The 23,265-nt window shown below is 69.3% G+C and carries 13 protein-coding genes; 4 read left to right on the forward strand and 9 right to left on the reverse strand.

Annotation, left to right across the window (positions count from 1 at the left end):
• Positions 1-211: 211 nt before the first annotated feature.
• Positions 212-1,804, forward strand: a complete 1,593-nt coding sequence (locus ACFC96_RS05790; RefSeq protein ID WP_340457152.1) for a long-chain-fatty-acid--CoA ligase — start codon at positions 212-214, stop codon at positions 1,802-1,804.
• 33 nt (positions 1,805-1,837) lie between these two features.
• Here the strand turns inward: ACFC96_RS05790 and ACFC96_RS05795 are convergent, their stop codons facing one another.
• From ACFC96_RS05795 to ACFC96_RS05810, 4 genes are all read right to left on the reverse strand, one after another.
• On the reverse strand, positions 1,838-2,485 hold the full coding sequence (locus ACFC96_RS05795; protein WP_376610427.1) for a DUF6226 family protein: 648 nt from the start codon (positions 2,483-2,485) through the stop codon (positions 1,838-1,840).
• Between the two features lie 164 nt (positions 2,486-2,649).
• Positions 2,650-7,503 (reverse strand): DNA repair ATPase, encoded by a 4,854-nt coding sequence (locus ACFC96_RS05800; RefSeq protein WP_376610429.1) that lies wholly within the window; start codon positions 7,501-7,503, stop codon positions 2,650-2,652.
• Positions 7,504-7,605: 102 nt separating this feature from the next.
• The gene (locus ACFC96_RS05805; RefSeq protein ID WP_376610431.1) at positions 7,606-9,648 is read right to left on the reverse strand and encodes a flotillin family protein; all 2,043 of its coding nucleotides are present in this window, start codon (positions 9,646-9,648) and stop codon (positions 7,606-7,608) included.
• A gap of 146 nt (positions 9,649-9,794) precedes the next feature.
• Positions 9,795-10,229, reverse strand: coding sequence for a hypothetical protein (locus ACFC96_RS05810; protein WP_340457146.1), 435 nt, complete (start codon positions 10,227-10,229; stop codon positions 9,795-9,797).
• 457 nt (positions 10,230-10,686) lie between these two features.
• On the opposite strand from ACFC96_RS05810, the gene ACFC96_RS05815 reads away from it, so the two are divergent.
• On the forward strand, positions 10,687-13,773 hold the full coding sequence (locus tag ACFC96_RS05815) for an endo-alpha-N-acetylgalactosaminidase family protein (RefSeq protein WP_376610433.1): 3,087 nt from the start codon (positions 10,687-10,689) through the stop codon (positions 13,771-13,773).
• A 109-nt stretch (positions 13,774-13,882) separates the two neighbouring features.
• Positions 13,883-15,349 (forward strand): sulfatase-like hydrolase/transferase, encoded by a 1,467-nt coding sequence (locus ACFC96_RS05820; protein ID WP_376610434.1) that lies wholly within the window; start codon positions 13,883-13,885, stop codon positions 15,347-15,349.
• Here the strand turns inward: ACFC96_RS05820 and ACFC96_RS05825 are convergent.
• From ACFC96_RS05825 to ACFC96_RS05845, 5 genes are all read right to left on the reverse strand, one after another.
• On the reverse strand, positions 15,255-16,184 hold the full coding sequence (locus ACFC96_RS05825) for a helix-turn-helix domain-containing protein (protein ID WP_376610436.1): 930 nt from the start codon (positions 16,182-16,184) through the stop codon (positions 15,255-15,257). The genes ACFC96_RS05820 and ACFC96_RS05825 overlap by 95 nt on opposite strands.
• A 520-nt stretch (positions 16,185-16,704) precedes the next feature.
• Positions 16,705-17,580 carry a carbohydrate ABC transporter permease gene (locus ACFC96_RS05830; RefSeq protein ID WP_376610438.1) on the reverse strand — a complete coding sequence of 292 codons (876 nt, stop codon included), beginning with the start codon at positions 17,578-17,580 and terminating at the stop codon, positions 16,705-16,707.
• Between the two features lie 13 nt (positions 17,581-17,593).
• A complete protein-coding gene (locus ACFC96_RS05835; protein WP_376610440.1) occupies positions 17,594-18,547 on the reverse strand; it encodes a carbohydrate ABC transporter permease in 954 nt (317 codons plus the stop codon).
• Complete coding sequence (locus ACFC96_RS05840; RefSeq protein WP_376610442.1) at positions 18,547-19,845, reverse strand: ABC transporter substrate-binding protein; 1,299 nt, start codon at positions 19,843-19,845, stop codon at positions 18,547-18,549. Before ACFC96_RS05840 ends, ACFC96_RS05835 begins: the two co-directional genes overlap by 1 nt.
• Before the next feature lie 354 nt (positions 19,846-20,199).
• Entirely contained in the window at positions 20,200-21,774 is a 1,575-nt protein-coding gene (locus ACFC96_RS05845) for a GMC family oxidoreductase (RefSeq protein ID WP_376610444.1), read from the reverse strand.
• A 157-nt stretch (positions 21,775-21,931) separates the two neighbouring features.
• Here ACFC96_RS05845 and ACFC96_RS05850 point away from each other — a divergent pair, with 157 nt between their 5' ends.
• The gene (locus ACFC96_RS05850; protein WP_376610446.1) at positions 21,932-23,170 is read left to right on the forward strand and encodes a PucR family transcriptional regulator; all 1,239 of its coding nucleotides are present in this window, start codon (positions 21,932-21,934) and stop codon (positions 23,168-23,170) included.
• The last annotated feature ends 95 nt before the right edge of the window (positions 23,171-23,265 follow it).

Raw genomic sequence — 23,265 nt, forward strand, 5'->3', positions numbered from 1 at the left:
GCATGGGGAGACAGGGCCATACGGCCCAGTCAATCACACGTCGGGCAGGCACCGGGGGCGTCCGTGCGCGGGCCGTGCGACATGGGGTACCGAGACCTCACCCATGTGATTTTCCATTAACAAAATTCGTCAGGACGCTTCTCGAACCGCTGCATTGAACGACACAATGCGGCTGCGGCCACCGATCGACACGACACCTGAGGAGTCACCCATGCCGACCGACACGGCGCCCGCCTGGTCCTTCCGGCACCACTGGATGTCCCAGGCGGCCACCCACGCGGCGATGCGGCCCGACAAGCCCGCGCTGCGGTATCTCGGCAGGACCACGACCTGGGCGCAGCTGTCGCGGCGGTCGCTGCAACTGGCTGCCGCACTCGCCGACCGAGGCGTCGCCACGGGTGACCGCGTGGCCATGCTCACGCTGAACCATCCGTGGTTCGTGGAGAGCGTGTTCGCGGCGAACAGCCTGGGGGCCATGGCCGTCCCACTCAGTTTCCGGCTCGCTCCGCTGGAACTCGACCACATCCTGACCGACTGCACCCCTTCGGCGATCGTCGTCGACGCACATCTCCTGCCGCTGCTCCAGGCCGCGCCGAGCGCCACGTCGATCGGCACGGTCGTCGTCATCGGCGCATCGGGCGAGGCCGAGACCGAAGGCGACATCGCGCACCTCGCGTACGAGGAGTTCCTGACGGCGCACGAGCCGATGGAACTGCCCGACATCAGCGAGGAGTCGACCGCGCTGATCATGTACACCTCGGGCACCACCGGCCGGCCGAAGGGGGTGATGCTGTCCCACCGCAACATGCAGGTACAGGCGATCACGTGCATCCGCGCGATGGAGATGTTCGACGACTCCGACGTCGGTTTCCTGACCGCGCCCTTCTTCCACATCGCGGGTCTCGGTTCGATCGTGGCGAACTTCGTGGTCGGCAGCACGGTCGTGATCCACCCGCTGGGCGCCTTCGACCCGCGGGCGGTGCTCGATGCCTACGAACGCGAAGGCGCCACCGTCGTGTTCAACGTTCCGCAGCAGTGGGACCTGATCTGCGCCCAGCCCGACATCGACAAGCGTGACCTGAAGCTGCGGATCATCAGCTGGGGCGCCGCCCCCGCGAGCGACGCGACCCTGCGCGCCATGGGCGACACATTCCCCGGCGCGCTCAACGTGGCGGTGTTCGGCCAGACCGAGACCTCGCCGATCACCTGCGTACTCCGCGGGGAGGACGCGCTGCGCAAGCTCGGCTCGGTCGGCCGGCCGATCCCGAGCATCCAGTACCGCGTCGTCGACGCGGACATGAACGACGTCGCCGTGGGCGAGGTCGGTGAGATCGTCTACCGCGGGCCCACGCTGACGCGCGGGTACTGGCGCAAGCCGCAGGAGACCGCGGAGGCCTTCGACGGCGGATGGTTCCACTCCGGTGACCTGGTCAAGCGGGACGACGAGGGCTTCGTCTGGGTGGTCGACCGCAAGAAGGACATGATCATCAGTGGCGGCGAGAACATCTACTGCGCCGAGCTGGAGAACGCCGTCGCCGCGCACCCGTGCGTACGGGAGGTCGCGGTGATCGGCAGGCCCGACGAGCGCTGGGGCCAGGTGCCGGTCGCCTACGTCACCGTCACCCCGGGAGCCCGCCTGTCGCTGCGCGAACTGACGGAGTTCCTCGAAGGAAAACTCGCCTCCTTCAAGTGGCCGAAGGACCTCGTGCTGCTCGCCGAGCTCCCCCGTAACGCGGGCGGAAAGGTGGTCAAGCCCCTGTTGCGTACCCGGGACGCCGAGAAAGCCGGCGTCAGCGAAGGGTGACCGATCCCGCGTGACGTCACGAAGCGCGGGTGATCACCCCCAGGCCTGCCCCCGCACGACGCGGTACGGCGACCGCCCGGCCCGCGCCGTGGCAAGCACCTCCTCGGCCGGCGGCAACGCATCCCAGTTGCTCGCCGACCAGCTGTCCCCCGTACACACGATCTCCCGCCCTTCCCCTGCGTCGACGTGCACGAACGTGCCGGTGACCACGGCGACCACCACCTCGTCCAGCGTCTCGAGCAGGTCGGCGGAACCGCTGTCACAGGCGTCGCAGCCACAGTCGGGAAGTCGCTCAAGACGCACAGCGGGCTCCCCGGCCCCGACTACGAGAACCGTCCGGGGAACCTCGTCGATGGCCGAGAACCCGAACACGAGAGGTGCGGCGTCCGCGCGTACCGGACGCAGCCGGACAGCACCGCTGACGGCCGCGCCCGGCCCTCGCCGCCAGATCGCCGCCGGATCCGTGAGCGTCTCCACTTCGCCCAGCCCGAGCCGGGACAACGCCTGTGTCCAGGCGTCGGCCCGGGCGGCGAGCACGCGGTACTTCTCCGGTTCGGCGCACCGCGAGTACTCCTCGTCCCGCACGTCGCCGTGAGGATGCGGGTCGGGCCAGGGAGGGGTGTCCACCCCGGTGACGGCGAATGCCTCGTCGACAGCCCGGCCAAGTCCCACTGGATCCATGCCGGCAAGCCTATGGCGCGGAGCCGCGGCGCCCGTCGCCACCTGCCGGGGGGCACATCGGCAGCGGTGAGCGCGCCGCCACGCCTCCCCGGACAGCGCGGGCCTCGCCGCGTCCTTCGGCGAACCGGCCTGTACGGCGCTGGACCGCGCATGCCAGCCGCAACCTACTCACGGGGAGTGGTGACGCGGGTGATCGCGGACTCGACGGCGGCGATGCGGTCGGCCACCAGTCCCAGCGCGGCGACCGCGCGGACGGCCGGGTCACCGTCGGCGCCGCCCAGCATGCGGGCGCGGACGTGGGCGGCCTTCAGCTGCGACCAGCGTTCGGCCTGCTGGGGCGTGAGGGTGCCGCGCAGTTCGGCGAGCTTGAGGAGGTTGGCCTCGGCGCCCGTGGTGAGTGTCTGGGCCTGGGCCGCGTAGTGGTCGTCGAGGACGGCGGAGAGTTCGGCGTCGTTCATCGCCGGGTCGATGCGGGCTGCGATCCTGTTCATGTCGCGGTAGGAGCCCTGGAGTTGGAAGCGCGGTTCGGTGCGGGCGTCCTCGGACTGCGCCGCCGAGGCGATGTAGGCGGCGTTCACCGTCAGGACGGTCGTACGGGCGGTGAGCAGGTGGCACAGCACTGCGACGATCCGCTCGGTCTCGGCCGGGGCGAACGGGTGGCTGAGCCGTTCGGTAGGGGCGATGGGGCCTCCTTCCATGCGCGTGCCGGTTCGAGAGCGCGAGGAAAGGTCATCGGCGGCGTGGCGGAGGAGGACGTCGAGGTCGGCACGGTCGCGGCCGGCGAGCGGCGCCAGGTGGTCGTTCGCGGTGAGCGCGTTCTCGACGAAGCTGACCGCGAAGGCGTCCTGTCTGCCGGTCACGACATCGCCGAGGTTCCACACGTCGGCGCGGTTGGCGAGCATGTCGGGGACGCGGAAGAGGGCACCGGACTCGGTGTAGGGGTTGCCGGACATACAGACGGCGAACCGTTTGCCGCGCAGGTCGTACGTACGGGATGCGCCGTTGCGGACGCCGTCCATGCGGCGTTGGGCGTCGCAGAGCGCGATGAACTTCTGGAGGAGTTCGGGCGAGGTGTGCTGGATGTCGTCGAGGTGGAGAAGGACGTTGTTGCCGGCCTCCAGGGCGAAGTTGATCTTCTCGACTTCCTGGCGTGCCGTCGCGTCCGGGGCCTGGGCGGGGTCGAGGGAGGTCACCTGGTGTCCGAGGGCGGGGCCGTTGACCTTGACCAGGAGCATGCCGAGGCGTTCGGCGACGTACTCGACGAGGGTCGTCTTGCCGTAGCCGGGCGGCGAGATGAGCAGCAACAGGCCCCCTGCGGTGCCGAGTTGCCGGGTGAGGTTGTCGCCGATCAGCGGCAGGTACACCTCGTCGATGAGGCGGCTGCGGACGAAGGACGGCATGACGTGCGGGCGGTGCTCGTCCAGGCGCAGGGCGGCGCGTTCCGCGGCGACGAGGGCGGCCCGGCGGGACTGGTAGGCCCGGAAGCCGGGGACGACCTGCTCACGGAATTGACGGGTGCGGGCAAGGAGTTCGTCGAGGCGGAGGGTGAGGCGGCGGCCGTTCAGGCGCGGGTGGGTCCCGAGGAGCCCGTCGACGGTCGCGGTGAGCGGAGCGTCGTTGTCGTAGTGGAGGAGGCCGGGGCAGAGTTCGACGGCGACGGCCTCGGGGAGGTCGGTGTCCCCCTCTCCGGTGGCGGCGGCGTACGAGGACAGCCAGGCCTCGGCCAGGGAGCGGCGGGCGGCGAGGTCGGTGACAGCGGCGAGGTCGGCCTCGTAGGCCGGGCAGTCCACGGCGCGGCGGAACTTGTCGAGGAAGGTGCGGGTGGCGGCCGATGTGACGAAGCCGTCGGGTGCGGACGTCAGCTCCTCGAAGAGGTAGTCGGCGGCCGGGGCGTCCTCGATGCGGGCGGCGAGTTCGGCGCGCCAGTCGGTGGTGGCCGGGGCCTGGCCGAAGGTGTCGCGGGCGCGGGCGAGCGAGGCGGCGCGGCGGGTCCACTGCTCGCGCTCGCCCTCGTCCGCCCCGAGCGCCCAGAACTGCTGGGCGGCGGCGCGGGCCGCTGGTGTGTGGCGCAGCAGTCCGGCGCCGGAGTGCAGGCGCAGCAGGGCGGTGAGGATCAGGGTCGCGTCGTGGTCGTGGACGCCGCGTTCGTAGCCTTCGTCGTACGCCTTCTCGGCGGCGGTGCGCACCAGGGCGCGCAGGTCGTCAGCGGCGAGGAGCGCGTCCGCGCCGTGGTCGGCGAGCAGGCGGGCGGCGAGGTGCTCGGCGCGGTAGACCGTCTCGTTCTCCGAGGGGAGCAACTGGGTCCAGTAGGGGCGCAGTTCGGCGAAGGCGGGGTCGGTGACGGGCGCTCGGTAGTCGGTGCCGCCCAGGGCGAGGGCCATGCCGTCCCCGTGGGGGACGAGGGTCAGTTCCTGCGGCTGGGTGTCGACCGGGAAGCGGTGGCGTCCGAGTCGGACGGTGCTGCCGCCGTCGGTGTAGAGGTCGGTGCGGTCGCGCAGGGTGCGCTGGGCGTGCCGGCGGGCGACGGCCAGGCGGCCGTCGAGTTCTTCGGCGCGTACCTGGTCGTCGAGGGCGCGCAGTTCGTCGATGGTGCGGCGGACCTTGGCGACCATCGGGTCGGACGCCAGGTATGTGGTGATGTCGTCGGGTGAGGCGAGGGCTGCCAGCCGGCGGGTGACGGTCTCCATGACGCGGTGCGCGGAGAGCGCGAGGCGTTCGGTGTGCCGGGCGCGGGCGTCGGCGAGGGTCTGTTTGCGGGCGGCGAACGCCTCGTGGATCTCGGTGCGCTGGGCGTCGAGGTCGGCGAGGAAGTCGTCGGAGTCGGCGAACCGTCCTTCCAGTGACTCCAGTTGGAGGAGCAGTCGGGCGAGGTGGTCGTCGCAGGACTGCGGGGTGTCGGCGACGGCGAGGGCGCCACTGACGGCCTGGCCGAGCAGCGAGAACTCGGCGGCGAACTCGGCGCGCGCCTCGTTCACGGTCAGCTCGCGGCGGCGTGCGTCGAGTGTGGCGCGGGCGCGGTTGACGCCGGCGAGGACTTCGGCGATGCGCTCCAGGATGCCGGTCCGCACGGTCGCTTCGCCGACGTCGAGGCCCGTGACGATGTCGGTCACCGTCTGCAGTTGCTCGGCGAGGCCGGCGACGCGTGCGGCGAGCGGGGTCGCCTCGGCGGCCGTCTGCAGCTGAGCGGCCTCGGCGGTGAGCTGCTCGATGTCGGCATGGTGGGCGGCGAAGGCGTCCGGGCGCGCGAGGAAGGTGACGGCGCGGGCGGCTGCCGCGGCGATGTCCCCCGCGAGGTCGTCGGCGAGACCGTCGATGCGGTCGACGTCCGCGTACCTGAGCTCCTTGAGGGTGAGCAACCGTCCCTGCGATCGGCGCAGTTCGGTGATGCGGCCGACCCACTCGTGGGCGCTTCGCGGTGCTTCCCCGCGGATCCTGCGTACCAGGCCCGCGATGTGTGAGGACGCGTCGGCGAGGGCGTCGGCGGCCTGCCGTGTCAGCGTCCGGACCGTCTCGTACTCGGTCAGAATCCGGCGGGCCGTGGCCCGCATGTCCCCCAGCGGGGCGTCCAGGCTGCCGAGTTCGGGGTCGGTGAGCCAGTGGTAGAGGTCGGCGGCGCGCTCGCAGGACGCGGCGAGCGTCTCGTAGGCCTTCGCGGTGGGGGCGTGCGCGGTCTCGGCGACGGCGCGGGCGACGGAGAGGCAGTCGGAGATGCCCCGTACGAGATCGGCGTTGCCTATGCGGGTCAACGTCTTGTCGCCACGGGGTACTTCGGCGGCGTAGGTGTCGGCCGTGAACGGGGTGCGCCATGTCTGGACGGGGTGCACGCGTGCCGGCTCATCGGCCTCGTCGGACCGGAGCAGCATGAGGGTGCCGTCGTCGAAGACGGCGTGGCCGCGGCAGGTGAGCGGGGCGGCGACCTCCTTGCGGATGACGTTGTACGGGAGCAGCAGGGTGCGGCCCGCGGCCCGGGCCCGGAAGACGTACAGGACGTCCTCGCCGTTCGGCGAGCGCACCGTCCTGTCGTAGGCCAGGCCGGTGCTGTCGAGCGCGTCGAAGGTCTTGTGCGTGCCGGTGGCCAGGCAGTAGCCGCCGGGGAAGAGGATGCCCTGGTCGTCGGGGAGGACACGGCAGCCCTGGCCGATGCCGTCGAGGCGGGCGACGGTCTTGGTGAGGGTGCTGAAGACCAGGTGGCGCCAGGCGTCCTCCTTGTACGGGCGGATGCGCAGCAGGAGCAGAGGGCCGACACGGGCGTGAGCGATGTCGGCGTCCGCGAGGGACTGCAGCGGTTCGTCGACCGGTTCGGAGTGGATGCGGTCACCGGTCTCGGTGTCGTCCTCGGTTTTGACGGTCAGGGCGCCGCCGACCGTGGACACGTACACCTCGCCGCCGATGGAGACGTGCGGGTGGCGCCCCGGAACGTGGTCCTCGCGGGTCGTGTGCCGCCAGATGACGTCGTGAGCGGGCGGCTGTACGTCATCGCGTTCGCCGCGCGCGTCGAGGAATCGCACGCCGTCCCGGCCGTCGCGCTCCCAGCGCAGTACGCGGATGTCGTCGGGCTTCTCGCCGATCTGGAAGACGGCGAGGAACTTGCCCTCGACAGAGCACAGTTGGAGGAGGCGCGTCTGACGGTAGTAGCGGAAGAGAGCGGCGAACTCCGCCACGAAAGCGGGGTCGTCGAGGAGGCCCGGGACGGCCCCGACGGGCAGCCGGGCCAGGTCGCGGTCGTGCAGGGTGAAGACGTCGCCGATGTCGGGCGTGCGGGTGCCCGGCGAGGTGCGCAGACCGAGCAGCAGGACGTCCCCCACGGCGACGATGTCGCGTGCGAGCCGCGGCTCATCGGTGCGTACGGCCCGGCTCGCGGTGAGCGTCAGACCGGTGGAGCCGAAGGCGGCGACGCGGCGGTCGTTGAGCGCCGTGGACCGGTCGGTCAAGTCCTGTGCCTGGAGGGCGAGTCGGTCGCGCAGGACTTCGTACGTGCCTGCGTCCAGGCCGGTCCGCGGTTCCGTTCCGGTGGCCATGCCCGGTCTTCCTTTCCGGCTCTGCTGCTACGTGTGCGGGTGCCTGCGGGCGCCCGGACCCGCGGATCCCCGTACGGCCCCGGGCGCGATTCCATGGGCGGATCAGTTCCTGCGTGATCCGTTCAACTCGGCGAGCGGCAGATCCGCGATGCCCAACTGGGCAGCCTTGTCGAGCAGTTCACGTACCTGCCCGGCGCGGTCGCCATTGCCCTTCATGAGCTTCATCAGCAGTGCGGAGACGGTGAGGTTCTGCACGGGCGAAGAGAGGGAACCGAGAATCTTCGACACGTCCTCGGTGAAGCTCTCGGTGCCGTCCAGCCACGGCTTGGCCAGCGCCTGCGCGGTCTCGGAGTGCTGGACGAAGGCGTCGACGCCCTTGCCGAGCGCGATCGAGGACACGAGCCGGTCGAAGAAGACGGACTCGCCGCCGACGATGTTGATGTCCGCGTTCTCCAGGCCGGTCGCAAGGACGGTTGCCTGGGCCTCGGCGACCTGCCGCTGCACGTCCAGGCCCGCGAGCCGGATCTCCTTCTCGGCCTGCAGGCGCAGCCGGTACTCCTCGTGCCCGCGCGACGCCTCGTCCAGGGCGGCCATCGCGACGGCTTTCTGGTTGATGCCCTCGGCCTCCGCCTTCAGCTTCTCCGCGATGGCGGTCGCCTCGGACAGCGCCTTCGCGCGAGCCCCTTCCGCCTCCGCGCGCATCCTGGCCTCGGTGGCCTCCGCCTCGGCACGGCCGGCCTTCTCGGTGACCTCGGCCTCCTTGTCGCGCACCTGGACCTCGGCGAGCCCGGCGGCCGCGCTCTCCGCCTGAATACCCGCGGCGAGTTTGAGCTTGGCCTGCGCCTGCAGATCGGCGGACTTCAACTCGGCTTCAGCGAGGGTGAGTTGTTCGGCCGCCCGGTGGGTGGCAGCCTGTTCGGCCGCCTCCGCGGCCTTGATGTCCTTGACGAGCTTCTCCTGCGCCTCGGCCTCCGCCGCGATGATGACGGCCTGCCGCCCGCGCTCGGCCTCCTCGACCGCGCGCAGCTTCTTGATCGACTCCTCCTGCTCGGCCACCGTGCGGTCCACGGCGACCCGCTCACGCACCACCTCGGCGATCTCCCGCTTCTCCGCCTCGACCTCCTTGTCGGCGGCGATCTTCGTCAGCTGCGTCTCCCGCTCCCGCGCGATGACCTCCAGCAGGCGGTCCTTCTCGATGCGCTCGTTCTCGACGGCGATGACCCGCTCGCGGTTCTTCTGCGCCACGGCGACCTCGCGGGCCTGGTTCTCGCGCTGCACACCGAGCTTCTCCTCCGTGGCGAGGAACGCGCCCTGCGAGCGCAGCCGCTCCTCCTCCACCACCCGCGCCGTCTCGGCCTCCTCACGCGCCCGTACGGTGTCGATCTCCCGCTTCTGCTTGATCTCGGCGTCGGCCTGGCGGCGCTCCAGCTCCAGGATGGTCTCGCGGGCGTCGACGTTCTGCCGCGTGATCTCCTTCTCCTCCGTCCGCTGGAACTCGTTCGTGCGGACGTGCTCGATGGTCGTCAGCTCGGTGATCTTCCGGATGCCCTGGGCGTCCAGGACGTTGTTCGGGTCGAGCTGGGACAGCGGCGTCTGCTCCAGGTAGTCGATCGCCGCGTCCTCGAGGTGGTAGCCGTTCAGGTCGACACCGATGACCTCGATGATGCGGAACCGAAGCTCCTCGCGCTTGGTGTACAGATCGGTGAAGTCCAGTTGCTTGCCGACCGTCTTGAGCGCCTCGGAGAACTTCGCGTGGAACAGCTCCTGCAGCGTCCTCTGGTCGCTCGCCCGCTGGGTGCCCACGGCCTGGGCGACCTTGATGACGTCCTCGACGGTCTTGTTGACCTTCACGAAGAACGAGATGCGGATGTCGGCGCGGATGTTGTCCTGGCAGATCAGCCCGTCCCGGCCGGTCCGGGTGATCTCGATGGCCTTCACCGAGATGTCCATCACCTCGGCCTTGTGCAGCACCGGCAGCACGACCTGCCCGGTGAACGTCACATCCACCTTGCGGATCTTCGAGACGATCAGGGCCTTGCCCTGCTCCACCTTGCGGAACAGCCGGGTGAACACGAGCAGCAGCGCGGCGACGACGATCAGGACAACGACGACGGACACGCCGATGCCCACGGTGGTGGCATCCATGATGAAGTCCTTTGGCTTCAGGGGGAGTTGGCACCCCTGGATGAGAGAGGAGAAAGACATGCCGGGGCAGCGGTGCGGCACTGCCCGGATGGGAACCACAGGACGACGGAGCGGGCCCTGCCCGGCACCTCAGCGGCCCTGTTCCCTCAAGGCCCTGCCGCCATGGAGGGATCCCTCGCGACCGCCGGCCGCGGCGCCGACACCATGCCGGAGCGGGCCGGGTTCCTCGGCAGCCTGGTGGGCGAGCCCATGAGGCGGCGGGCCACCCTCCGGCCGACCACGGGCGAGCCGATCAACAGCACCAGTTCGAGCACCGCATGCGTCATTCCGCCCGGCGCGACCAGATCGGTCAGCATCGAACCGGTCACCGTCATGAACCACGCGACAGCGATCACCCACGACACGGCGCCGGCAACAGGCACTCCCCCGAGCCCCCACGCGTCCAGCTCGACATCCGCGTCGAACGCCCCGGCCCCGACCCGGCCCAGCGCGACCAACACCCAGAACCCGCAGCAGACAACGAGCGCAGCGGTGAAGAGCAGCCCCGGAAAACCAACCACCGCCGCGACGAACTCCCCCATCCCCCGACCCCCGTTCGGTGCCCCCCTAGGCTCCGCCCTGGTGCCGGACATCGCATCCGACGTCCGGCACCAGGGCTTGGCCCCCGTTCCTGCCACACCCATCCTGAGGCGTCCGCGACGCCCGGCGCATTGCCGTACACCGGCAGTCTTTATGACTCCTTGATGCCGGTGTCCGACACACCCGATGCCCCGGCGGGCACCCGGCTGTGCCGCTCCGGCGGGTACGCCTCCAAGGTGGCACCATTGCGAATCAAGGGCCGGCCGCGCTTTCCAGGGCCTCGGCCACCCCCCGGGCGCCCCCAGCGCCATCCGCCCCGGCCGGTCGTAGCGCACCGGACCCGTCCACGCAGCGGGAATGTCCACACGAGCGGGTCCTTTGTCTATGGTCCGCGTTCTCCGGGCGACCAAGACTGTGGGCGCATCGTGTCCCCCGCCCGCTCTCGCCCTGGAGGCCCCCGTGGACCACCCGACCTCGGCCGCCCGTTCCTCGCTCACCCCACGCAGAACCGTCGTGGCCGGCCTGGCCGCCGTTCCCCTGCTGATCGGCGCGGGGGCGGGCACGGCGGCAGCCGACCCCTCCGCGCCTGCCCCTGCAGCAAGCGATACCGAACTCACCCTGGTCACGGGCGAGATGACCGTCACCGTGGCGACCTCCTTCCCCCGCGTCGTGCGCTACACGCACCGCGAGAGCGGCGCCGTCCTGCACGGGCAGGAGGACACGGTCACCTCTCTCGTCATCGACGGGACGGAGGTCACCCCGAGCGGCGTGACGTGCCACAGGGCCGACCATTGCGCCGTCGCGTACGTGCTGTCCTTCGCGGGCGGCGGCCGCATCGAGGCCGAGATCGCCGCCGACGGCGCCGTGGCCACGTTTCGTGTCACGCGCATCGTGGAGAGCCCGGACTTCCGCGTCGGCACCCTGGAGATACCCGGGCTGCGCATGGTGAGTGTGCGCAGTGACCAGGCCGGCGCGACCGTGCGGACCGCGCTGGTCGACCTGGACAAGAGCCGTGAGGGCGACACCGTCATCACACTGTCCGCAGACACTCCCGCAGACAGTGCCCGCAAGGGCTGCGCCTACGCGGTACTGCACACGCAGGAGCTGGCGGCGGGCATCGAGTCCAACAGCGTCACCGACCAGATCTCCAAGGTCCCCGGGAGCTCGTGGGAGAACGGCCGCCTGTGGCGGCTCATCGAGCGCCGCGACGGCTATGTGAAGTGCTCGCTCGCCTCCGGCCAGTGGACGTACCGCGCCGACCAGGCCAAGGAGACCGACACCGAAGCCCTGCCGTACGTGCGGGTGATCATCACCGGGGACCGGAACGGTGACGGTGTGGTCGACTGGCAGGACGGCGCGATCGCCCTGCGGGAGCTGCTGCCCCGTCCCCTCGGAGCGGACGAGCAGCACCTGCGGGTCGTACCGCACATTCCGTACCTGAACAGCTCCGCCGCGGAGAACACGTTCCTGATGCTGCTCGACAACGTCAAGCGCATCTCCTTGGCCACCGACGGGCTCGGCCAGTTCACTCTGGTCAAGGGGTATCAGGGCGAAGGCCACGACTGCGCCCACCCCGATTACGCGGGGCACTACAACGAGCGGGCGGGCGGCCTCGCCCACCTCAACAAGCTGTTCCACGAGGGCCGCAAGTGGAACAGCCACTTCGCCGTGCACGTCAACTGCACCGAGTCGTACCCGGAGGCACACGCCTTCTCCGAGGAGCTGGTGGACAAGACCTGGCTCGGCTGGGACGGCAAGGACCAGTCGTACCGGATCAAAGCCCGCCGCGATCTGACCTCGGGCGACAACGCGGCGCGTTTCCGGCGGCTGCGCGAGGAGGCCGACGCGGGTCTGGACATGCTGTACATCGACGTGTTCCGCGAGTCCGGCTGGACGTCCGACCGGCTTCAGTGCGAACTGCGCGCGCAGGGCTGGGTGGTGACGACCGAATGGGGCCATGGCCTTGAACGTTCGGCGGTGTGGTCCCACTGGGCCAACGACGTCACCTACGGCGGCGACAGCTCACGTGGCATCAACTCCACACTCGCCCGCTTCCTGATGAACCACTACAAGGACGTCTTCAGCAACCGCGCCCCGCTCCTGCCCGTCCCGCGCGTGTACGACTTCGAGACCTGGCAGGACCGCACGAACTGGAACTCCTTCTACGCGGGGATCTGGGAGAACAACCTTCCGGCGAAGTACCTACAGGCACATCCCGTCACCACCTGGGCCGACGACCGCGTCACCTTCGAGAGCGGCACCGAGGTGACCGCGGACGCCGACGGAACGCGCGTCATCGTCACGGACGGCCGGACGGTCCTTCACGGCGACACCTACCTTCTGCCGTGGGAGCCCCGCAACGCGCGAGACCCGGAGCGCCTGTACCACTTCAGCAAGTCCGGTGGGGTCAGCGAGTGGGAGCTGCCCCGCGGATGGTCGGGACAGTCCCAGGTCGCGGTGTACCGGCTCACCGATCAGGGGCGCGTGTTCGAGGACTGGGCTCCGGTGCGCCGGGGAGTGGTCACGCTCCGGGCCGAGGCCGGGCAGCCCTACACGGTGTACCGGCGCAAGGCGCCCATGGTGCCCCGGCCGCGCTGGGGTCAGGGCAGCGGGTTGGTCAACCCGTACTTCAACTCGGGTGACCTGGAGGGCTGGAGGGTCGAGGGGGCGGCGCAGGTCCGCTTGTCGAACCGCGGCCATTACGAGGCCCACCTCGGCACCGACGGCCTGCCGGCGTCCCTCGGCCAGCGGGTGACCGGGCTCGTACCCGGCGCCTCTTACACCGCATCGGTGCAGGTGGAGATCGGCGCCACCGCGGGTGAGCGCCGCATGGTGACCGTGGCCGTGACGACGCCCCTGGGTCGGTCGGTGAACCGTCTCGTCACCTCCACGCTGGTCAACTCCCAGGAGAGCGACCCCAAGAAGGGCACCCGTTTCATGCGGGTGCCCGTGTACTTCACGGCGCCCGACCGCGGAGGCGACGTCACCGTCGAGCTGGGTGTCGAGGCGGGTACCGCCCAGGTGCGCCTGGCCCACGTACGGGTCTCGCGAGGTGGCCGGCCCACCAAGCCGGGCACCCTCGTGTACGAGGACTTCGAGGACGTGCCGTACGGGATGGGACCGTTCGTCGGCTGCAACATCCGCTCCCACCTGTCCGAACTGCACGCCCCCTTCACCCAGAGGGGCTGGAACGGCAAGCAGATCGACGACGTGCTGAGCGGAGGCTGGTCTCTCAAGAGCCGCGCGACGTCCAAGGCCCTTCAGTACCGTTCGATCCCGTGCACCATCCCGTTCCGTGCGGGCAAGCGCTACCGGGTCGAGTTCGACTACCAGAGCGAGACCAGCGCCAGTTGGGTCACCGGCGTCGACGAACCCACGTCGCGCATCCTTCGGGCGGACGCCCTGCCCCGGACGTCCTCGACGACGCGATGGTCCTACGAGTTCACCGCGCCGGAGTCCGGTGAGGCCTGGGTCGGCCTGCGCTCGGACGCGGCCAACAGCACGGAGATCGTCATCGATCAGTTCGCGGTCACCGAGCTGGACTGAGCGCGCCCCACAGGGCCGTTGTCTCCTCGCACGATTCGTCCACTCCTGACACGAAGGGTTTCCGCACCCCATGTCCCACCCCGCACCACCTCAGCAGACCGTCGTGCTGATGACCGACGCAACCCGCTGGGATCTCCTGGGCAGTTACCGCTCCTCAGGCATCGACACGCCGCACCTCGATGGCCTGGCTCGATCCGGGGTGCGGTTCGAGCGGGCGTACACCACGCAGCCGGTGTGCGCTCCCGCCCGCTCCGCCCTGTTCACGGGAACCTGGCCGCATACGAACGGCACCTGGTCCAACAACCTGGCTCCGGGACTCGACGTGCCGACGCTGGGGCAGCGGCTGCGTGATCGCTCGATCACCGCCGCGTACATCGGAAAGTGGCATCTGGACGGCACCGACTACTTCGGGAACGGGCGCTGTCCGGACGGCTGGGACCCCGAGTACTGGTACGACATGCGCACCTACCTGGAAGAGCTGTCGCCCGAGGAGCGGCGTGCGTCGCGGGATCCGGCGACGGTCGAGGATCCGGGCGTGCCGGAGGAGTTCACATACGCGCACCGATGCACCGAGCGCGCCGTGGAGTTCCTGGAGGACCACGTGGACGACAGTTTCCTGCTCGTGGTGTCGTACGACGAACCGCACGATCCGGGAATCACCCCGCCCCAGTACGCCGAGAAGTACCGGGACTTCGTCTTCCCTCACGACGACAACGTGCTCGACGATCTCGCGGACAAGCCCCGGCACCAACGGGTCTGGGCGGGTCCGCGCCTGGCGGAGGAGCGCGATGACGGCTTCGAGCGGCGCGACTCGCGTTACTTCGCCGCGCAGGAGTTCGTGGACGCGCAGATCGGACACGTCCTCGCCGCCGTGGAGACACACGCGCCGGGGGCGCTCATCGTGTACACGTCGGACCACGGTGACATGCTCGCCTCGCACCGGCTGTACGCGAAGGGGCCGGCCATGTACGACGAGATCGCGAGGGTGCCACTGCTGATGCGGATGCCGGGCGCCGCGTCCGGAGCCGTGGCCCCGCACCCGGTGTCGCACATCGACATCGCGCCGACCGTTCTGGAACACATGGGCATTCACGTGCCGGCCCTGATGCCCGGCAAGAGTCTTCTCCCCGTGCTCGCCGAGCCCGCGCGCCGTGTCAACGACGAGGTGTTCGTGGAGTTCGGCCGCTACGAGGTCGACCACGACGGGTTCGGTGGATTCCAGCCGATGCGGGGCGTGTTCGACGGGCGCTTCAAACTGGTGGTGAATCTCCTGTCGGACGACGAACTCTACGACCTCGCCGACGATCCCGGCGAACTGCGCAATCTCCTTCACGCCCCCTCGTGCTCGGCACACCGGAACCGGCTCCACGACCGCCTCCTGTCCTGGATGAACGAGACGCGCGACCCGTTCCGCGGGAGCTGCTGGGAGAGGCGGCCGTGGCGTGCCGACGCGCGCGAGGACACCTGGTCGTACGACGGGCTCACCCGGCAGCGCCCGGACGACCCGGGCTATCAGCCCCGTCTGCTCGACTACACGACGGGTCTTGAGATGACGGAGACGGTTCGTCGCAAGTGACCTCGGGGAGCGCCGCCGTCCTGGTCTCCAGCCTGCGGAACTGTGACGGCGGCATCCCCAGCTTGCGGCTGAACAGACGGCTGAAGTAGGCCGGGTCGTCGAAGCCGACCATGCGGGCCACCGTGGTCGTCGGCAGGTCCGTGCCGGCGAGCAGCTCCTGGGCCCGGCCCAGACGCACGGACAGGAGGTACTCCTTGGGGCCGCGGCCGCTGGCGCGGCGCACGACGGCCCGCAGCCCGGCCGGCGTCATGCCGAGCCGGGCCGCGTGCTCGTCCACCGACATCGGCAGGAAGGCGTCGCGTGCCAGCGCCTCCAGGACCGGCCGGTCGGCGGCACCCGAGTCGTCGCGCGCGGTGCGCAGGACGAGGAGGAGCTCGTGCACGGCGACGGCGGCCTCGATGTCGACCAGGGGATTGGCCGGACGGAGCGCCCGCACGATCCGGGCGACCACCTTGCTGATGCCGTCCGTGCCCTTCAGCGGCACGACCGGGTGCCGAGGTGTGATGTAACCGGCCCGGGTGTAAGTCCCCGTGGCGGGCCCCGTGAACGCCACGAAGGTTTCGTCCCAGCCCGTGTCGGGTTCGGGACCGTAGTGGTGTGGAGTGCCCGGTGTCAGCCACAGCAGCGCCGGGGCCACGACGCGCTGCGGCGGATCGCCGGCGCGCCGGAACCATCCGCTGCCCGCGGTGACGACGACGGCTACGTGCCGGTCGAGGGTGCGTGGACCGACGACGGGCAGCGGCCCGCGCTGCACCCCTGCGCCGAGGCACATGAGCCCCAGGTCCTGGTGCGCGACATCGGGGGTGAGGAAGCGCATCCAGCTGTAGTGGGCCATGGTCGACACATCCTGACTCGATGGGCTCGGCGGAAACCTACGTGTCCGGGGCGCTCGCGTGCACCTCGTCCGTGCGGACGGCCCGCGAAGCCCACGGCTGGATGCGGGGTCTCAGCACCACAGAGTCCCGGGTGCGGTTCCAGGGTGCGACCGCGGGGCAGGCGTGGCGCTGTCGGCGAAGGTGGCCATGGCCTCGCCGTCCGATCGCCGGCCGGGTGAGAGCCGATCGGGGCTGTGGTTCATTCTGGCCGCTTCATCGGGGCGTCAGTCGCCTGCGGGGCGGCGGATGCCTGCCATGGCGGAAGACCGCCGCACCCTCAGGTCGGGGTCCGACGTGCCGGAACGTCGACGGTCAGGAGCAGGGAGCTCGGCGCTCGGACGGGGTGGCGTTCTCACCTCGCGCCTCCCGCGGCCTTCTCGCCGTTCCGCGACAGGATGGCGTGGGCCTTGGGCCCCGGTACCAGCCGGCCGCCTTTTGACCAAGCCGTCCGCGCGTCGGCCCGCGGCGGCCGGTCATCCGTCATTTGCCGATGCCGAGTGTCATCCCGGTGATGATGCGTCGTGACAGCCATCCGTACAGGACGAGCATGGGGGCGACGATCAGGCACAGGCCGGCGAACATCCCGCCCCAGTCGGCCCCCTTGTACTGCTGCTCGCCGATGAACCGGGCCAGCGCGAGGGGCAAGGTGTAGTTGTCGTCGCTCTGCACCAGGGCGAGTGAGAAGAGCGTCTCGTTCCAGTTGTTGATGAACTGGAGCAGGAACGCGGTGATCATTCCGGAGCGGGCGAGGGGCAGGACGATCTGCCAGAACGTGCGGGCGGGTGAGGCGCCGTCGAGGGCGGCTGCCTCCTCCACCTCCTGGGGGAGCGACCGGAAGAACCCGGTGAGCAGGAAGACGGTGAACGGCATGCTCAGAGCGACGTAGGCGAAGCCCAGACCCACGAGCGAGTCGACCAGTCCGATCCGACTGAGCATGAGGAACACGGGGATGAGCAGGACCTGGCCGGGCACTCCGAGGCCGAGGACGAACAGCAGGGTGAGCGGTCCGGCCGCGCCGCTGAGCCGGCGGCTCAGCGCGTAGGCCGCCGGAGCGGCCAGCGCCACGGAGATCACGGCCGCGGTCGAGCTCACGAGGACGCTGTTGAGCGCGGCTCGGCCGAAGCCGGAGTCGAACGCCGTGACGTAGTTGGACACCTCCACACGGGTCGGAAGCGACCAGGGGGACGCGAAGATCTCGCGCGTGGTCCGCAGCGAGGACAGCACCATCCAGAGCAGCAGGAACAGGTTGGTCGCCACGAAGACCCAGACGAGGATCAGACCGATACGTCGCAAGGGCGGACGCGGGCGGGTGGCGGACCGCGACGTGCGCGCGGTCGTGGGCAGGGAAACGGTCACCAGCGGGCCCTTCTCAGTACTCGATCGGATCACGGCGCATGAGGCGGCGCAGGAGCAGGGTGAACACGGCCACCAGGACCAGGCTCGTGATTCCCGCGGCGCACACCATGCCGAACTGCGGGATGCTGTCGCCGGTGAACGCGTTGCGGTAGATGTACAGCGCGCTCGTCCAGGTCTCGACGGGTGGGCCGCTTCCGGTGTTGCTGCCGCCGAAGACGAGGACGAGCTCGAAGACCTTGACCGAACTGATGGTCCACAGAACCGCGCAGACGCTGATGACGTCCCAGCTGAGCGGCAGCGTGATGTGCCAGAACTTGCGGAAGCTCCCGGCGCCGGCGAGCTCCGCGTCCTCGTACAGATAGAGCGGGATGTTGTCGACCGAGGCCATGATGATCGTGACGTAGAAGCCCGTGGTCGTGAAGACCATGGTGGCGAGGATGAGCGTGAAGACGTTGTCCACGGAGAGCCACTTGGGCGGATCGTCGACACCGATGGCCGCGAGGACCGAGTTGGCGAGACCGTTGGGGTTGAAGAGGAAGCCCGCGAGCACACCGAAGACCATCGCGTTGACGATGTGCGGGAAGAAGATCACGGCGCGTACGAACTTCTTGCCGCTCATGTCGCGCAGCACCATGGTGAGCGCGAAGCTCAGCACGAACATGATGACCCCGACATAGATGAGGATCTTGAACGTGTTGGCCACGGACGTGCGGAAGAAGGGATCGTCCAGCAGCGCGCGATAGTTGCCCAGTCCGCGCCAGGTCATCGGTGTGAACCCGTCCCAGCGGTGGAGACTCGTCCAGACACCGAAGAGCAGAGGTCCGAGGTAGAAGAGGACGAGACACGCGAGGGCGGGAGTGACGAACGGCCAGAACAGGCGGCGCCTGCGCACCGCGAGCGGTGTGCCCCGGCCGTTCCCGGCGGCGGGTACCGCTGCCCTGCCGCGTCCCGCAATGAGAACGGCCATCAGCCCTGTGCCTTCACGTAGGCCCGGTGCAGTTCCTTGACGTCGGCCACGAAGCCGTCGGCGTCGGTCTTGCCGAAGAACAGCTTCTGGTAGGCGGGGAACAGAACCTTCTCGTTGAACTCCGGTGTGGATCCGGCCAGTTGCTCCCTCGGCTGTGTCGACTCCAGGGTCGCCTTGACACCGGTGAGCCCCTTGGGCGCCTCGATGTCGTCGCGCGGCGTCAGATTGGCCGCGGTCTCGGAGATCCCGCTCAGGCGCTTCTTCGCCATGACGTACGCGATCAGCTTCTCGGCCGCGTCGGCATGCTTGGCCTGCCGGGGGACGCAGAAGCCGAGCAGACGCACGTCGGTCGTCGCACCGCCCTTGCCTCCGTCGACCGAGGGGAACGGCGCGAACCGCGCGTCGAAGCCCGCCGTGGCGAACTTGCCGGTCTCGGCCGGCAGCCAGCTGCCGTTGAGGATGAATCCGGCCTTGCCCTCGGCCCAGCGGTTCTGCTGCTCGGGGTACTTGCTCGCGTCGTATCCCTTGATCAGATAGCCCTTGTCGACCAGCTCGGCCACCTTGGCTGCGGCGTCCTTGACGGCAGGGGCGCTCCAGCCGGCCCCCGTCTTGTCCTTGATGGCCTGAGCCATGGTCCCATCGCCCCCGATGCGGTCGACGAGGTAGTCCAGCCACCAGGCCGTGTAAGCGCCCTGATCGCCGTCCACGGCTATGCAGGCGCGCTTCTCCTTCTTCAGGGCGGCGCAGGTGTTCATGAGGTCGTCCCAGGTGGCGGGTGCCTTCATGTCCTTGTCGGCGCCGTTGTACCAGAGGCCGACCGAGAGCACCTCGTACGGGATCATCCAGGTGCCGACGCCGTCCGGACTCTTGCGCAGTTGCCCCATGTAGCGCTGCACGCCGGTGTCCGACAGCTTCTCCTTTTCGCCGGTCGCGGGCCTGGCGAGTACGCCGGAGAGGTCGCGGGCACGGCCCGGCTGGGCGAGCGTCGGGTAGAGCTTGTCGTCGGTGTGGTCGACCAGGTCGGGCACCTTGCCGGTGATGAGGGTCGGGGCGACCTTCTCCAGGACGGTACGCCCCTGCCATTGGACGTCGACCTTGATGCCCGTGTCCTTCTCGAAGTCGGCGACGGCGGACTTCAGAACGGCCGCCTGGGGTTCGTTCTCGGTCCACATGGACCAGTAGGTCAGGCTTTTGCTTTCGGAAGCTGCGCCCGAGTCGCCGCAGGAGCTGAGCGAGGTCACGGCGACTGCCACGACCGCCACGGCGGCGGCCAAGCGGATTCCGGTGCGCTTCATCATGTCCCTTTCAACGGACAGAGCAGGCCGTCGGACCAAGGGCGGACGTGCCCTGGTCCAAGGCAACTGCGGGGAGACGAGCCATTGATCCCGCCAAGGGCCACAGGGAGTCAAGATCCGGCGGACACATGCGCACGGATAGTCCACGCCTTCGAAGGGTCTGTCCAAGAAGAACCCTTCAGGTCCCGGACAGCTGTGGTGTTCGTCTCCAGCCCGGTTCACACACCGGCGAACAGAAGGGTGGCCCAGTCCGCTCGCGGCCGGGCATCGCTTTCCATGGTGGGCGCGCGCCGCAGCTCGTCCCACGACGGCCTCAACCGCTGAGGGCCACCGCTCCCGTATCAAAGATCACGGTGATCAGCAGGCCGCCCTGATCAGTTGTGCCGCCTTCTCTCCCACGAGGACCGTCGGCGCGTGCGTGTTTCCGTGGGGAATCGTCGGGAACACCGATGCGTCGGCCACGCGTAGTCCTGCGACGCCGTGCACGCGCAGCTGCGGGTCTACGACACCGTCGGCCTCCGTCCCTATGCGTGCCGTGCAGGAGGGGTGGTAGGTGTGGGCGACGTTGCGTCGGACCTCGGCCTCGATCTCCGAGCGGCCGGCAGCGCCTCCTCCGGGATGGAGCTCACGTGTGGTGAGACCGCGCATGGCCGGTGAATGCGCCACCTCACGTGCCCGCTCGATGCCGGCCACCATCGAGTCCATCTCCGCCGGGTCGGAGAGGTAGTTGAACGTCAGAGCGGGCTTCGCCGTCGGGTCGCCTCCGCGCAGACGCACCTGGCCGCGGCTGCGGGAACCGACCAGCGAGAGCGCGATCGCATACGCCGGTTTGTCGTGCGTCGTGAATCCGTTGTTCCAGAAGTACGCGGGCGCGCCGAACATCTGCATGTCGGGCGCGGCCTCTCCCGACCGCGTGTGGAAGAACGCCCCTGCCTCGGCGATGTTCGACGTCAGCAGCCCGCGTCGTGATGCGACGAACTTGGCGAGCTGTAGCGGCGACTGCGCGTTCGCCAGCGTTCCACGGGCCGTGGTCTCGAAGTTCGCAAGGTAGAACGGGTGGTCCATCAGGTGTGATCCGACATTGGGGTTGTCGACGACCACCTGGATACCGTGCCGGACGAGGTGATCGGCCGGCCCGATCCCTGAGAGCATCAGGATCTTGGGGGTGTTGAAAGCGCCCGCGGACACGACGACCTCGCGGTCAGCCTGGTGGAACTCATGCCGCCCGGCACGAGTGACCTCGACGCCGACGACCCGTCCGCCCTCGATGCGCAGACGATTGACGTGTGTCTGCGTGAGCACGGTGAAGTTCCGGCGCTTCGATGCCGGCGCGACGAAGGCATCCGCGGTGGTCCAGCGCTGTCCCCGCCTCTGCGTCACCTGGTTGAGGCCGGCGCCGACCTGTTCCGCGCCGTTGAAGTCGGCGTTCCGGGGAAGGCCCGTGGAGACCATGCCTTCGATGAGGCTCTCGGAGAGAGGGTTCGGGGACCGGAGGTCTTCGATGTGCAACGGGCCGGTCGCGCCGTGGTAATCGTTCTCGCCGCGCGAGTTGCGTTCCGACTTCTTGAACAGGGGAAGGACATCGTCGTACGACCAGCCCGGCGCACCGTTCTTCGCCCAGGAGTCGTAGTCGTGCCGGCTGCCGCGGATGTAGATCATCGCGTTCATTCCGCTGCAGCCGCCGAGGTACTTGGCCCGGGGGTGGTACAGCGAGCGGTTGTTCAGACAGGGTTCCGGTTCCGTGTCGTAGTTCCAGTCGAGGTTCGTGCGGAACTGCGTGGCGAACGCCGCCGGGATCTGCACATTCATGGGCTTCTTGGCGCTGCCTGCTTCGATCAGCAGGACCCGTACGCCCGGATCCTCCGAGAGCCTCCCGGCCACGACCGCACCCGCCGAGCCCGCACCCACCACAATGTAGTCAAATGCCGCCATCAGTTCCTCACCAGAGTCGTCGGTCCGGGAAATCTCGCATCGCGCGACGGGACATCGCTTGGCATTGCGTCCAGGATTCGGCTGCTGCATTGTGTGCGTGTCCAAAGCCCTGTCTCATCTGTCTCATCGAGGACCACGTCGCCCTGGAGGTGCCTGCGTGACCGTGCCGGGTTCCCCCGACCTTTTGGCGTGGATGCGTGGATTCGCCGAGGAGGCCGCCACCGACACAGTGGTCGCCGCGTTCGTCCGCAAGGTCGACGACCGCGTGATGGATCAGATCCCCACCATTGCCGCCGATCCGATGCTGGCCGAGATCCTTCACGGGAGCACCCGCTCGCAATGGCGGTCGTTCGTGACGAACCTGACCTCCGAGCATCAATTCGCCTTGCCCGGGCCCGCGGCCGATCTCGCCCGCTCGCTCGCCCGCCGTGGCGCCGACCTGGGTGTCCTGCTCAAGGTCTACCGCGCCGCACACCACAGCGTCTTCTCGTTCTTCACCGAGGTCACGGACACTCTCGACGAGTCCGCGCCCCCGCGCGACGAGGCCCTGAAGTACATGTGGTCCCGCGCCGAGCAGTGGATGAACGACTCGGTGGAAGCCCTCATCGAGACCTTCTACGAAGAGCGACAACAGCTGCTCGAGGGAGCTCTGCTGCGTCGCACGCGATTGGTCGAGGACATCCTCCGGGGTTCCGCGGCCGACATCGATCAGGCATCGAACGAACTGGCCCATCCGCTCACACATTGGCAGAGCGCTTTCATCGCGTGGACGGCGAACCCGGACGCGGCGGACGCCAGCGACCGGGTTCTCCATATCGCCCACCGCGTGGCGCGGGATCTCAACGCCCCGCGCCCGCTGACCGTGGTGGCCGGAAGCCGCGACTGGTGGTTCTGGGTCGCGACTCCGTCACGTCCCGACCTCGGATTCCTTGCCGATCTGGAGGCCGACCTCGCGAAATGGCAGATTCACCTTTCCTCCGGATCGCCGTCGCCCGGGTTGCAGGGATTCCGCGCCGGGCACGCCGAGGCCAAAGCGGCCCAGAAAGTCAGCCTCAGCGCCGTCACGCCGCGCGCGGTCACGGAATTCGCCGACGTCGAACTCCTGTGTCTGGTCGCCGACCGCCCTGAGATGACTCACCGCATGGTGCTCCGCGAGGTCGGTGGCCTGTGCGGGGCGGACAGGAACCTCGCCCAGCTTCGCGACACCGTCCTCGCGTACTTTTCCAACAGTCACAACGTGGAGGCCACGGCCGAGCAGCTCTTCGTCCACAAGAACACCGTCCGCTACCGGCTGACGCGTGCCGAGAAGATCTTGGGTCACCCGTTGACCGACCGCACCGCGAAGGTCGAGCTGGCCCTGCGGTACATCGCCCTCTTCGGTCCTCCCGAACCCTGACCGTCGCGCGCCGGAGCGGACGCTCGCCGCCGGAGACACTCACGGGCGCGACGCCACCGGAGCCATGGGCGGAGGTCCGGCAGATGCGGTCGGTG

Source organism: Streptomyces sp. NPDC055955 (assembly GCF_042270245.1).
In the GTDB taxonomy this organism is placed as follows: domain Bacteria; phylum Actinomycetota; class Actinomycetes; order Streptomycetales; family Streptomycetaceae; genus Streptomyces.

What these genes read in the sequence shown, in the direction of transcription:
- ACFC96_RS05835 (WP_376610440.1), bottom strand. Translation starts at nt 18,547, where the DNA reads ATGGCCGTTCTCATTGCGGGACGCGGCAGGGCAGCGGTACCCGCCGCC.
- ACFC96_RS05820 (WP_376610434.1), top strand. Translation starts at nt 13,883, where the DNA reads ATGACCGACGCAACCCGCTGGGATCTCCTGGGCAGTTACCGCTCCTCA.
- ACFC96_RS05795 (WP_376610427.1), bottom strand. Translation starts at nt 2,485, where the DNA reads ATGGATCCAGTGGGACTTGGCCGGGCTGTCGACGAGGCATTCGCCGTC.
- ACFC96_RS05790 (WP_340457152.1), top strand. Translation starts at nt 212, where the DNA reads ATGCCGACCGACACGGCGCCCGCCTGGTCCTTCCGGCACCACTGGATG.
- ACFC96_RS05840 (WP_376610442.1), bottom strand. Translation starts at nt 19,845, where the DNA reads ATGATGAAGCGCACCGGAATCCGCTTGGCCGCCGCCGTGGCGGTCGTG.
- ACFC96_RS05810 (WP_340457146.1), bottom strand. Translation starts at nt 10,229, where the DNA reads ATGGGGGAGTTCGTCGCGGCGGTGGTTGGTTTTCCGGGGCTGCTCTTC.
- ACFC96_RS05800 (WP_376610429.1), bottom strand. Translation starts at nt 7,503, where the DNA reads ATGGCCACCGGAACGGAACCGCGGACCGGCCTGGACGCAGGCACGTAC.
- ACFC96_RS05825 (WP_376610436.1), bottom strand. Translation starts at nt 16,184, where the DNA reads ATGGCCCACTACAGCTGGATGCGCTTCCTCACCCCCGATGTCGCGCAC.
- ACFC96_RS05845 (WP_376610444.1), bottom strand. Translation starts at nt 21,774, where the DNA reads ATGGCGGCATTTGACTACATTGTGGTGGGTGCGGGCTCGGCGGGTGCG.
- ACFC96_RS05805 (WP_376610431.1), bottom strand. Translation starts at nt 9,648, where the DNA reads ATGGATGCCACCACCGTGGGCATCGGCGTGTCCGTCGTCGTTGTCCTG.